General features: G+C 56.9%; 13 protein-coding genes and 4 pseudogenes. 9 read left to right on the top strand and 8 right to left on the bottom strand.

Annotated features, from left to right (window positions below; translation table 11 throughout):
* Positions 1-217: 217 nt before the first annotated feature.
* Both L1069_RS22715 and L1069_RS22710 read right to left on the bottom strand, forming a co-directional pair.
* Entirely contained in the window at positions 218-1,765 is a 1,548-nt protein-coding gene (locus tag L1069_RS22715; protein WP_129370024.1) for an alanine/glycine:cation symporter family protein, read from the bottom strand.
* 10 nt (positions 1,766-1,775) lie between these two features.
* The gene (locus L1069_RS22710) at positions 1,776-2,213 is read right to left on the bottom strand and encodes a universal stress protein (protein WP_237457148.1); all 438 of its coding nucleotides are present in this window, start codon (positions 2,211-2,213) and stop codon (positions 1,776-1,778) included.
* 106 nt (positions 2,214-2,319) lie between these two features.
* Between L1069_RS22710 and L1069_RS22705 the strand changes: the two genes are divergently transcribed.
* The 7 genes from L1069_RS22705 to L1069_RS22675 all read left to right on the top strand — a co-directional run bounded on the left by L1069_RS22705 (position 2,320) and on the right by L1069_RS22675 (position 7,665).
* Positions 2,320-2,853 carry a winged helix-turn-helix transcriptional regulator gene (locus L1069_RS22705; RefSeq protein ID WP_237457147.1) on the top strand — a complete coding sequence of 178 codons (534 nt, stop codon included), beginning with the start codon at positions 2,320-2,322 and terminating at the stop codon, positions 2,851-2,853.
* 250 nt (positions 2,854-3,103) lie between these two features.
* Positions 3,104-3,310 (top strand): hypothetical protein, encoded by a 207-nt coding sequence (locus L1069_RS22700; RefSeq protein ID WP_237457146.1) that lies wholly within the window; start codon positions 3,104-3,106, stop codon positions 3,308-3,310.
* Positions 3,311-3,409: 99 nt separating this feature from the next.
* A complete protein-coding gene (locus L1069_RS22695; RefSeq protein ID WP_237457145.1) occupies positions 3,410-3,703 on the top strand; it encodes a DUF3618 domain-containing protein in 294 nt (97 codons plus the stop codon).
* A gap of 447 nt (positions 3,704-4,150) precedes the next feature.
* A complete protein-coding gene (locus L1069_RS22690; RefSeq protein WP_237457144.1) occupies positions 4,151-4,534 on the top strand; it encodes a hypothetical protein in 384 nt (127 codons plus the stop codon).
* A 33-nt stretch (positions 4,535-4,567) separates the two neighbouring features.
* The gene (locus L1069_RS22685; protein ID WP_343328083.1) at positions 4,568-5,554 is read left to right on the top strand and encodes a YihY/virulence factor BrkB family protein; all 987 of its coding nucleotides are present in this window, start codon (positions 4,568-4,570) and stop codon (positions 5,552-5,554) included.
* 13 nt (positions 5,555-5,567) lie between these two features.
* Positions 5,568-6,551, top strand: a complete 984-nt coding sequence (locus L1069_RS22680; RefSeq protein ID WP_237457143.1) for an endonuclease/exonuclease/phosphatase family protein — start codon at positions 5,568-5,570, stop codon at positions 6,549-6,551.
* Positions 6,538-7,665, top strand: a complete 1,128-nt coding sequence (locus tag L1069_RS22675) for an AI-2E family transporter (protein WP_237457142.1) — start codon at positions 6,538-6,540, stop codon at positions 7,663-7,665. Before L1069_RS22680 ends, L1069_RS22675 begins: the two co-directional genes overlap by 14 nt.
* A gap of 74 nt (positions 7,666-7,739) precedes the next feature.
* Here L1069_RS22675 and L1069_RS22670 read toward each other — a convergent pair.
* Positions 7,740-7,910 (bottom strand): annotated as a pseudogene (locus L1069_RS22670) (integrase core domain-containing protein); the annotation flags it as partial.
* 86 nt (positions 7,911-7,996) lie between these two features.
* On the opposite strand from L1069_RS22670, the pseudogene L1069_RS24220 reads away from it, so the two are divergent.
* Positions 7,997-8,200 (top strand): annotated as a pseudogene (locus L1069_RS24220) (transposase); the annotation flags it as partial.
* Between the two features lie 49 nt (positions 8,201-8,249).
* Here L1069_RS24220 and L1069_RS22660 read toward each other — a convergent pair.
* The 4 genes and pseudogenes from L1069_RS22660 to L1069_RS22645 form a co-directional block, all read right to left on the bottom strand.
* On the bottom strand, positions 8,250-8,402 hold the full coding sequence (locus L1069_RS22660; protein WP_237457149.1) for a transposase domain-containing protein: 153 nt from the start codon (positions 8,400-8,402) through the stop codon (positions 8,250-8,252).
* A pseudogene (locus tag L1069_RS22655) lies at positions 8,379-9,766 on the bottom strand (IS66 family transposase); the annotation flags it as partial. The gene L1069_RS22660 and the pseudogene L1069_RS22655, both read right to left, overlap by 24 nt.
* Before the next feature lie 70 nt (positions 9,767-9,836).
* Positions 9,837-10,097, bottom strand: a complete 261-nt coding sequence (gene tnpB, locus L1069_RS22650) for an IS66 family insertion sequence element accessory protein TnpB (RefSeq protein WP_237457141.1) — start codon at positions 10,095-10,097, stop codon at positions 9,837-9,839.
* Positions 10,094-10,474 (bottom strand): transposase, encoded by a 381-nt coding sequence (locus L1069_RS22645; RefSeq protein ID WP_237457140.1) that lies wholly within the window; start codon positions 10,472-10,474, stop codon positions 10,094-10,096. The genes tnpB and L1069_RS22645 overlap by 4 nt, the downstream gene beginning before the upstream one ends.
* A gap of 256 nt (positions 10,475-10,730) precedes the next feature.
* On the opposite strand from L1069_RS22645, the gene L1069_RS22640 reads away from it, so the two are divergent.
* Positions 10,731-10,952, top strand: a complete 222-nt coding sequence (locus tag L1069_RS22640; protein ID WP_129370034.1) for a hypothetical protein — start codon at positions 10,731-10,733, stop codon at positions 10,950-10,952.
* A gap of 147 nt (positions 10,953-11,099) precedes the next feature.
* Here L1069_RS22640 and L1069_RS22635 read toward each other — a convergent pair.
* Positions 11,100-11,831 (bottom strand): annotated as a pseudogene (locus tag L1069_RS22635) (transposase); the annotation flags it as partial.

Here is an 11,831-nt window from a genome sequence, read left to right as displayed (position 1 = left end):
AGATCGGACCGCATGGGGCGGATCGGCTGCACCCAGCCCGATGCGGCCACTGGGTCAGCAACCTGCATCTAAAGACACTAATCTAGCCTTCAAAGGCCAGGCCGGGGGATCGCGAGGCCGTCTGGCCTTTTAGAAATCAACCGCCCGGCAGAGTGGACGTAAGCCAAGGGCCTCAGGAAAAACTCCGGCGCAATTGGATTGCGCCGGAGTTCAGGGCTTAGGACGTGAATTTCTTCAGCTCGCCACCTTTCAAGCGAGCGGTGTAGGAAAAGAGTTCCTTTTTCACCAGTTTCATCAAGAAGTAGAGGCAGAAGATGTTGACCACAGCCATGGCAAAGATCGCTGCATCAGAGAAGTCGATGACCGGACCCAGGCTTGCTGCTGCACCAATCACGATGAAGATGCAGAAGATGATCTTGAAGGTCAGCTCCGCCAGTTTGCTTTCGCCAAACAAGTAAGTCCAAGCCTTCAACCCGTAGTAGCTCCAGGAAATCATCGTCGAGAAGGCGAAGAGCACAACTGCGATAGCCAAGACATAGGGGAACCAGCTGATGCCGGAGGCAAAAGCGGCGGAGGTCAGCGCAACACCGGAGTTGCCATCGACAGTTGCAATGGCTGTGCCCGCTTCGTTCAGCATGTAGTTGCCCGTCGCCGGATCGATAAGCAGCTGCTGCGAGATGACGATCACCAGCGCCGTCATGGTACAGATGACAACAGTATCAATCAGCGGCTCGAGCAGGGACACAAAACCTTCGGTGATCGGTTCCTTGGTTTTTACCGCAGAGTGCGCGATCGCCGCCGAACCGACACCAGCCTCGTTTGAAAACGCCGCTCGTTTGAAGCCCTGGATCAGCGCGCCAACCATGCCGCCTGCCACGCCAAGACCGGTAAAGGCGCCGTCAAAAATCTGGCCGAAAGCCCAGCCGATCTTGTCATAGTTCACCGCCAGAATGACCAGTGCGGCGCCGACATAGAGGATCCCCATAAAGGGCACGACCTTTTCTGTCACATTGGCAATGGATTTGATGCCGCCAATGATCACGGCAAAGACAATGCCAGCAAAAACGAGCCCGGTGATCCAGCCCGGATAGTCTCCGACGATGCCGGATATCTGAGCATGTGCCTGGTTCGCCTGGAACATATTGCCGCCGCCTAGCGCACCAAGGATGCAGAAGACCGAGAACATGATCGCCAAGAACCGTCCGCCCGGCAGGCCGAGTTCTTTGAAGCCCTTGGAGATATAGTACATTGGTCCGCCAGAGACGGTCCCGTCAGAGTATTCGTTACGGTATTTCACACCTAGGGTGCATTCGGTGAACTTGGATGCCATGCCCAAAAGACCCGCAAGGATCATCCAGAACGTCGCACCAGGCCCGCCGATTCCAACGGCAACCGCGACCCCTGCAATGTTGCCAAGGCCGACCGTGCCGGAAAGAGCGGTGGCCAGCGCCTGGAAATGGCTCACTTCGCCCGCATCGTTGGGGTCAGAGAAGTCGCCTTTGACCAGCTGGACAGAATGTTTGAAGAAGCGGAACTGAACAAAGCCGAAGTATAGGGTGAAGATGCTGGCAGCTATGACCAGCCACATTACAATCCAGGGAAAGCTGGTGCCTGGAAACGGTGCAAAGATCAGCCCTACAAAGGGGCCGGTCAGATCCGCAAAGACCTGATTGACCTTTTCGTCAATACCCATCGCCTCCTGAGCGGAAAGCGGGGTGGACGCGAAGGCCGCGGCTGCGGCCAGCCAGAGTTTGGTCATTTTCATGATCTTGCCCCTATCCTACAACCGTGACAGGCACATCGGCGTGCATCACGAGGTTCTGCGTCGAGCTGCCGAAAATGCGTTTGGCAAATCCGTCCGAAGAGACCCGGCCAACGATGATCTGCGACCCGCCGTTTTCGACTGTGATCTTGTTCAGGGTCTCGGCCACATCGCCGTGCCGCACCAGACCGGTTGCCTTGAACCCGGCCTCTTTCAGCGCGGTGACAGCAGGTTCGACAATCCGGCTGTTGGCCAGTTTGATCTCCTCCTCGCGCCGTTTGTGGCGCTGAGCGTTTTCTTCGGGAGTCTGAAACGTAAATGGCGACCATTCGATGACATAGACGGCAAGCAGCTCACAAGCGTCGATTTTCGACGCCAAGTCTTTTGCAAAAGTGAGTGCGCGTTCACCGGTATCTGTCCCGTCAAGCCCTATGACGATTTTGACAGTCATTATTTCCTCCGTGTGCAGTGTTTTTTGACTTGGAGCGCGGCTGCTCCTGGATTGAGGCAGGCGGGATGCAATTGATTGACACCCTTGATCCCCAGGATCAGTATCAGTGATATTCACTAGCAATTGGGCATGTTGTCAGCATTTGTGCAGGAAATGTTGCCTGCATACAGCCGAAGAACAGGGAATATCACTGATGGGCAGGGATTTGGATAAGATTGACAATCGGATCCTGGAAGAACTGGAATCTGACGGGAGACTTTCGATTGTCGAGCTGTCTCAGCGGGTGAACCTGACCAATACCCCCTGTTCAGACAGGGTCAAGCGCCTGGAGAAATCCGGCTATATCAGCGGTTACCGGGCAGTTTTGAACAAGGAAAAGCAGGGACTGGGCCATTTGACTGTTGTGCAGGTTTCACTTGCGGCAACTGGCGGTGATAATTCGCTTGATGCGTTTAACGCGGCTGCGGCCCTAGTTCCTGAAATTGAAAGCTGCCTGATGATCGCCGGTTCATTTGACTACCTTCTGACAATCCGCACCCGGGACATCTCGCATTTCCGCCAGGTTCTGGGGGACAAAATCAACAGGCTGCCGAACATCCACCAGACCAATTCCTACACAGTTATTGAAGTTGTAAAGTGATCTGTGGTGGTGGGGGCGGAGTTCGGCACGGCTGGGTTGCCAAGCTCAGCAAAAAAACAATCCAGAAAGTTGGAACTCGCGGCAATGTTCCTCGGCGTTTCCTGGCAGAAAACCCTTGCCGCAGCCGGGGCCGCCACCTCCTGCTGGATTGCTGCTTTCGGAACAATGACCCAAGTGCTTCGCACTCGCAGCAGAGCAGTCACTGCGCCTGATGCGAGGGTCGTGGAGTTCGTCCCGATTTCCGGACAGATTGATTATTGACCCTATGCTGCGATTTTCCAAGTCATGGTCACGTATGCTTGCGCAGGGGGTGATTGCGGGAGCTGCTATCATTGCCTTGGCCGCCCTCAATGTGCTCGCGGCAGCCCTCGTTGCGGCCTTGATCGAAGCCGGAATTGATACGGGCTGGGCCGCTTTGATCATCGACGCTCTGTTTGGGGGCTGGCATTTGTCTTGATCAGTAAAGGCCTCAATGACCTTAGATTCTCAAGCCTTGCGCCGACACGGACGGTCAAAAACGTCCAACGTGATGCAGCGGCCGTAAATGACGCATACGATGACAAATGATACCCGCAGCCCGAAGGAAAACGAACGAGAGATCGAAGAACTGCGTTCGGATCTTACGTCAAATCTCGAGGATTTGCAGGATAAGTTCTCTATCGACACTGTCGTTCGTCAGATCAGCGAACAATTTCGCGAACATGGCCGCGATATGGGGCGCTCCATCTCCAATCAGGTCAATGCAAATGCGATCCCGCTGGCGCTAACCGGTATTGGCCTGGCCTGGATGATGTTTGGAGGCCAGCAAAGACCGGCAGCAGCTTCGCGTTCATATGAGGATGAAGGCTGAAGCAGTGCTGAACGTGATTTCCGCCGCTCCCGACGGGAACAGCACCGCTCCTATACACCGCCATCTTCCTATGCGCTGCAGCATGACAATACGCCGTCATGGGCGCGGGATGAAAGCCATGACAAGGGCGCATCCATTGGCGAGAGGTTGTCTGGCGGCGCCGGCAGTGTCTAAGACAAGGCTGCGCAAGCCGGAGCGTCTGGCAAAGCAGGTGTGTCCTCAGTTGTTGATGGCGCATCGCGCGCCGGGTCTTCAGTTTCAGACACCGCTGTACCTGCCAGAACGTCTGCCGCCAGCAGCCTGCAGACCGCGCGTGACGGGGTGGCAGCAGCGGGCAGCCGCATTGCCGAGGGACAGAGGCGATGACGCAAGAGGCCCGGCAACGGGTCATCACAGCACGCCGCAAAGCAATCGAGATGCGGAACTCTGCGTTGCGTTCGATGAACGATGGCGCAGATGCAGCCGCGGTTTTCTACGACCGCCAACCGCCAACCGCTGATGGCGGGTGCGCTCGCGCTTGCTGCCGGTGCCGCGCTGGGCGGTGCGCTGCCCCGGACAAAAACCGAAGATGATATGATGGGCGCGCAGAGCGGCACTCTCTTTGATCAGGCAGAACGCAACTCCGAGGAAGAAAAATCCAAGGCGATGTCCGTTGCAAAATCTGTTAAGGATGAGGTCAAGGATATTGCCTCTGAAACCAAGGTTGATCTCGATCCAGGCGCGCCCGGTGGCAAATCCGCTGTTGAAGCGGTTGGGGGCAAGGCCAAATCAGCCGCCAAACGCGTTGTAGATAAGGCTCAACTCCTTTGCCAAGGACGAGAAACTTGGTAGGCCCGGTACCTGAGATACGAATAGGGGGCGAGATTGGCCCCTATTGAACAAACTGGAAGAGGGCAAGCTATGGCACGTGGCCGCACCGCTGAAACACCTGCCGGCGTTCCGGCCGCTGGCTGGAAGGACATTGCATTTCGCGTGAAGGATGAAGTCGCAGAAGACCGGGTAGGGCTTATCGCTGCCGGTGTTGCCTTCTATGGCTTGCTGGCGCTGTTTCCCGCAATCACAGCATTGGTTGCCATCAGCGGCCTGCTGGTTGAACCAAGCGCAATTGTAGAGCAGCTGCAGGCGTTGTCCGGAATAGTGCCCGAAGAGGTGATAGCGATCGTTACCAAACAGGCAGCCGCTGTGGCGGGCTCTCGTGAGGGCGGTTTGGGGCTGGCCGCCGCCTTTGGTGTTCTGGTGGCGCTCTATTCCGCGTCCAAAGGCATGGCGAGCCTGATGGAAGGCATAAACGTCGCATACGATGAACAAGAGGAACGCGGCTTTATCAAGCTCAAGCTGGTGACGTTCGCGCTAACGATCATTCTTATGACCGGGCTGCTGATCGCGTTGCTGTCGATGCTGGGCCTCCCGGCTGTGCTTGCGTTTGTGGATCTGGGCACCTTTGTTGAGACAATCATCACCATTGGTTTCTGGATCATCCTTCTTGCGCTGTCGATCTTCGGGCTTTCGCTGCTGTACCGCTATGCGCCATCCAGAGACGAGCCCGAGTGGAAATGGGCCTCGGTGGGCGCCGTGGCTGGCTGTGTGCTTTGGGTTTTGGCTTCGGCCGGCTTTGCATTTTATGTCAGCAACTTTGGATCATACAACGAGAGCTTCGGGACGTTGGCAGGGGTCATTGTGTTGTTGATGTGGTTCTGGATCTCGGCGTTTATCATCCTGATGGGTGCGGAGCTGAACGCGGAACTGGAAGCACAGACGCGCTCGGATACCACACAGGGCCAAGATGAGCCGATGGGCCACCGGGATGCCGAAAAAGCAGACAATTTGGGAGAGGCAGCCGGGAAGCAATGAACGTATCAGTTAAATGTTGAGTGCTCTTTTCTGGTCGCTTGCGATTGCTGTTCTGGTAGTGACAGCATTGCCACTGACAAACAGCGTGCAGTGGTGGATACGGATGTGGGATTTTCCACGTCTGCATATCGCAATTGCTGCAGTGATCCTTAGCGCGGCAACTTTGCCTTTTCCCGTACAATTCAAACCAATCCTATTGGGGGCGCTGGCAACCGCGTTTGCCTATCAAGCGGTGCAGATCTTTCCTTACACGCCCTTGGCATCAACCGAGGTCGATCTGTCGCCTGCACCCTCTGCAGCTGAGGAAGTGAATATGCTTGCGGTTAATGTGCTGATGGAGAATACCCGCTACGATGATCTGGTCGGGATTATAAATCGCGAAGATCCCGACGTGTTGCTGCTGATGGAAACCGACGCCGCTTGGGCAAAGGCACTGCAAGGTGTTTTGGCACGCTACAATACCGTCAAATCGCATGTGGCGGACGATCACTATGGCCTCATTTTCGCGACCCGTCTGGATGTTGTCAGCGCGGAATTTCTGTGGCCCGCCGATGATGATACGCCTGCGGTCAAGGCCGTCTTGCGCGCTCCGAACGGGCCTGAATTCAACTTTATTGGCCTGCACCCGCGACCACCGGTTCCGGGCAACGATACAGAGACCCGGGACAGGCAGATCAAGAACGCGGCTCTGATGACCTCATCATCGGATCGCCCCACTATTTGCATGGGCGACTTTAACGATGTGGCTTGGTCCTGGACAACCAAGCGTTTCAAACGCTACGGCAATTTTGCTGAGCCGCGTGTCGGCCGTGGAATGATCTCCAGCTTTCACGCCGATTACCCATTCATGCGCCTGCCCATTGATCAGCTTTTTGTAACAAATGACGTCGGTCTCGTCTCTTTTTCACGGCTGGAGAGCTTTGGTTCGGATCATTTCCCGATGATCGCCACCGTGTTCCTCGAAGAGGGCAGGAGGGTAAACAATGGACAACGATGAACAGCCTGCCGGATCTGACACTGTTGAACCCGCAGAAACGCCCGGTTTTAAGCGTCTCGAATTTCCAATTATGGGTATTTTTGGCCTTTTACTGCTGCAAGCCCTGGTATCTGCCAGCGATTTCCTGGTTCCAGTCATAACAGCGGTGTTGGGTTATTTTGTCCTGAACAGGCCCCGCCGCTGGCTGGGCCAGGCCGGTGTGCCGCCAGTGCTCTCTGCCGCCTTGTTTACGGTTCTGCTGGCGGTGATCATCGTTATCCTGCTGGTCCAACTCAGCAGCCCTGCTGCGCAGTTCATTGAAGATCTTCCGTCGCTGATGGAAGAGATCAAGCAAAAGTTAACGGCGTCAGGCGGCGCTCTGGAAGCGATTAATGATGCTGCAGACGCTGCGGAAGAGATCATGGCGGACCAGGATGCGGATACTGTTGCCGTCGAAGTGGTTTCGAACACAGGTGTCGCAGCAACGATTTTCAGCATGGCTCCGGGCTTCTTGAGCCGGATTGCGTTCGCTCTCCTTCTATTGTTTTTCTTGGTCGCCTCCGGTGACATGTTTTTGACCAAGACAGTGCAGAGCTTCAACAGGTTCAGTGACAAGCGGCGCGCAGTGGAGGTCCTCTATGCGGTCGAAGATCGATTGGGCTACTATCTGGGTGGAATTACAATCATCAACGCGGGCCTGGGTGTCGCCATTGCCATCGCGATGCATCTATGGGGGCTGCCCAACGCACTGATATTCGGGTTCACAGCCTTCGGCCTGAACTTTGTTCCGTTTCTGGGCGGGCTCATGGGGGCTAGCATTGCTGCAGCCGTCGCGTTCGTCAGTCTTGACGGGACATGGGCCGCCGCCGGGGTATTTGCGACATATGTCTTGCTTACATCCATCGAAGGGCAGCTCATTACTCCACTCGTCATCTCCCGCCGGATGAGGCTGAACACAACAGTTGTTTTCCTGTCTGTCGCGTTCTTTGCGTGGATTTGGTCGGTCATGGGGATGGTGATTGCTCTGCCGATCTTAATTGTGATCAAGATCGTCTGCGACGAAACCGGGACGCTTCAAACATTCACAAGATTCATTGGCGATGAGGAAGACGCTCGTTCTGACAAGAACGCTTAGACCATAAAACACGGGCAGCCCGAAAATCTGTGGTCTGAGCTACTTCCCAATGTTTGGACAGGATCTGGCGTAGTTTAAGCTACTTTCTGCTCCTGCTGATTGGTTTGGGGTTCATTATTTCTCAGCCAATAGACCGTGGCGGGAGGTTTGCCGCCAAGGTCGGAATGTGGGCGTTTCCGGTTATAGAACTCGATCCATCTGCCGACACCCGTTTTGGCTTCCGATCCGGTCTCCCAAGCATGCAAGGTAAGCGTTGTGCCTGGCACACATTGTAGGGTTGCTTTGGTACTGCGAGATATCGCCCATCTCATAGTGGGGAGTGCGTTTCGCAATGTGTGCTACAAATTCGTTTCTCAAATCGTTGGGCGTCGAGATTTATTCGTCAGGTTACCGTCGGTGGCCGGATGCTGTGAAGGCGCAGGCTGTTTCGGAAACGCTTGAGCCAGGAGCGACGGTGAATGGGGTGGCGGCGCGGTATGGGGTGTTGCCAAACCAGCTGTCGGCCTGGCGCGCGCTGGCGAAGCAGGGGAAACTGGTATGTGCCTGCCCGTTGAACCCGACCTGTTCCGGCAGGGCTTGGCCTGTTACGCTGCTTTGGCAGCGTAACGCCAGGGTAGGAGCTCGTCGAGGCGTGTGATTTTGTGGTCTGCAATTTGGGCGAGAACCCATGTTAGCCAAGTCTGAGGATCGACGTCGTTGACTTTTGCCGTTTCGATGAGGGTGAAGGCGATGGCCATGGCTTTTCCGCCGCCTTCAGAGCCTGCGAACATCCAGTTCTTCCGGCCGATGGCCACAGGCTTGACCGCACGCTCGGCTGTGTTGTTGTCCAACGCAAGGTGGCCGTTATCAAGGTATGGCCGCGCCTTTGGTATCCGGCCAAGGGCGTACCTGACAGCCTGGGCCAGTGGCGACTTGCCCGAGATTTTGGGCAGTTGCGCATGCAGCCATTCTTCCAGGTCATCGAAGATCGGTTTTGATCGCGACTGTCTCAGCGCAACGCGCTCATCGGGCGCTTTGCCGCGCCCGTCTTTCTCCACTGCATAGAGTTCCGCAATCCGGCGGATGGCCTCCTCGGCGATGGCATTACCTTGGGACGCAAAGACATCCACGAACTTGCGTCTGACATGGGCCATGCAGGCCATCTCATCGGCCTTGCCCTCACCAAACAGACCATTGAAGCCAGAGTAGCCGTCAGCATGAACCCAGCCCTTGTAACCTGAGAGATGACTAACGGGATGCTCACCTTTGCGATCAATTGTGAACTGATACCATGCACAAGGCGGTGATGCTCCCGACCAGGGCCGCTCATCGCGCACATAGGTCCAGACCCGCGCGGTTTTGGTCTTCTTCTGACCGGGAGCCTGCATCTTCACTGGCGTATCGTCAGCAAAGAGAGCCCCACCGCGCCGGACGATCCGCCCGATCTCGTCGGCCAGGGGTTCCAAGAGCGCCGTTGAACGGCCCACCCAATCAGCCATGGTCGAACGATCCAGGTCGATCCCTTCGCGAGCATAGATTTGGCTCGTCGATACAACGGCAGATGATCGGCATACTTGCTGACCAGCACATGCGCCAACAGGCCGGGGCCGGGCCGCCCGCGCTCGATGGGGCGCGATGGAAGTGGCGATTGCACAATCGCGTCACAGTCCGAGCATGCCTTGCGGGGACGAACGATCCAGTTCACAACGAAGCGACCGGGGACGTATTCCAGTTCTTCGGTGACATCCTCACTGAGTGTCTTCAGCTTGCCGCCGCAGCGGGCGCAGTCTTCGCCGGGCGACAGCACTTCGTCATGCCGGTCCAGATGATCAGGCAGCGGCTTACGGCTGTGTTGGCGCGGCACCCCATCTTCACCGGATGATGGTTTGGTCCTGGCCTGTTCCTCCGCCACCTCAGCGATCTTCTCATCTGCTTCAAAGGTCAGATTGAGCTGATCCAAGTTCTCTGATCGTACACCAAAACGATGGCGGCTTTGCCCCGCTAATTGATGCTTCAGCTTCTCGATCAAGAGCGCCTGGGATTTGACCTCATCGGCCAGCAGCCGGTTCACAGCCCGCAGCTCTGCGGGATCGTCTGGCGTGATATCGAGGTCCTTGATCATCGCCAATCATATACTGGATCAGGGACAGAACGTGAATCCCGAAAGCGGTCAAAGCCGTGTATTTATTGACTTAACCGACCTGCAATGGTCGCCAGGTCTTCTGTGGCATCCGCCAGTCGATCCCTTCCAGCAGCATCGACAATTGCGCTGGTGTCACACTGATCTTTCCATCCTTTGCAGCGGGCCACACGAACCTTCCCTTCTCCAGCCGCTTGCTGAACAGGCAGGCACCTTGCGCGCCCCACCAAATGATCTTGAGCAGATCCCCGAGCCGCATGTCCGTGACACCTGCCGCCAGCCAGACGCGCGTATTGCTAGGAACCGGGATCAAGCCATTAAGCCCTGTACCAAACCAATGATGGACCCAAGCGGCATTGGCCCTTCGATCAACACGCGCCGCCCATCGGACAGCGTAATATCAACCTTGTTTGCGGAAAGAACTGTGGCTGGCGTGGCAACAACATCCGGAACTGGATGGGAGGCTGCGGCCGACACATCCAATTCGATGAAAGGCGCATCCGCAGGCATGGCAAGATCTTCCGCATCCGGTGCAAAGCGCGGATCCTTCAACCAGTTGTGGATCATATTGGCATTGGCGCAATAACGCCGCGCAATCTGTGCAACCGATGCCCCTGGAAGAACGGCCTGCTGGCAGATCTCCCGCTTTTCCTCATCAAACCACTTCCAGCGTTTTTTGCGATTACTCATAACTGACCCCTAAGTGTCCATTTAGCTAAGTGGACACTTAGATCACCGAGAAACGACGCGTGAGGTCGGGTTCATCGGACGCTCACCATGCAAGTAGACGTTCAGGCTCCGCCACAGACGTTCCACGAAGATGTTGATCCACTGCCCTGCAGGGCAGTGCGAAGCAATGTCCCGAGAGGGGAGGAACCGGCCTTTGCCATCCATCCGCTGGCGTCGAACTTGAAGATGCGCTGAGCATCGCCGAGCAAATCGACATTTGAACCAAGTTGGCGGGCGGCACGTGCCGTTTGCCAATCCGGACCAGACCTGCGCTCGCGCCGCAGCAGTGGGCCGGGTCGGAGAAGCGCTCAAGCGGGAAATCGCGGGGTTGGGATTGGGCGGACCACCCCAGGTCTATGGGGATTTGAGCCGGTTGTTTGCCTTGGATTTTGCGGAGCTGGATGAGGCGGCAGCACTCTTGCAAGCGGCTTCAGCATAGGTTTTGCGGGCTTTGGTCAACATGCGTTGTATCCTGCGGTTTTCGTGACCTTCTGAACCACGGGCATCTGGGTTCCGGCCATGCCGGTGGGGTCGCAACCGGTTTTGAGCGCGGTTGAGATTGGACTTCCGGTTTTTGGCGCGCGTGTCATGCAGAAGCCCTCGCTGTTCCTGGCGGCGCTCTGGGGCGCCGTTCTGGCGCCATGGTTTCGACGATGACCAACCGCCCGCCGCAGCAGGGGCATGGCAGCGCGAGGACGCGGGCAAGTGCATCGGATGCATCGATATTGTCATCGCGAGCGTGACCCTGATCTGATGTTTCGGCCCCGAGCAGTTCCTTGATCCTGGCGATGTTGGCTGCACGGTTGCCATTCCCGAAGAAGCCGTAGTGGCGGATGCGATGCTGCCCCTTGGGCAGGACATGGATCAGGAACCGGCGGATGAACTCGCCGGTCTTGAGGGTCATGGTGGTATGCCGCCCGGGACCGTTGACGCGGTAATCCTTGACGCGGAAGGTGACGCTCCGGCTGTCCATGCGGATCAGGCGGCTGTTGGAGATCGCGACACGGTGGGTGTAGCGCGACAGGTATGCCAGCACGGCCCCGGGTCCGGCGAAGGGCTCCTTGGCATACACAACCCAATCGATCTTGCGCAGCGGTCGCAGGAAAGCGTCGAAGGCCGCGCGATCGACAAGCCCGGCATGATCGCCGAAGAAATGCAGCTTCCCGGCTTTGTGCAGCCGGGCCAGCCCGTCCAGGATGAGGCGCCGGTAGAGGCGGGACAGCACCGGACAGAGAGGAAGAAATTCCTGCGGCAGGCGACCCAACCGGTGCCATCGGCAGACAGGCCACCGCCCGGTACGATCATGTGGACATGCGGA

This window comes from Leisingera sp. MMG026 (genome assembly GCF_021654205.1).
In the GTDB taxonomy this organism is placed as follows: Bacteria; Pseudomonadota; Alphaproteobacteria; order Rhodobacterales; family Rhodobacteraceae; genus Leisingera.
The sequence above is the reverse complement of the archived record's forward strand: the minus strand, read 5'-3'. Positions and strand labels throughout refer to the sequence as shown.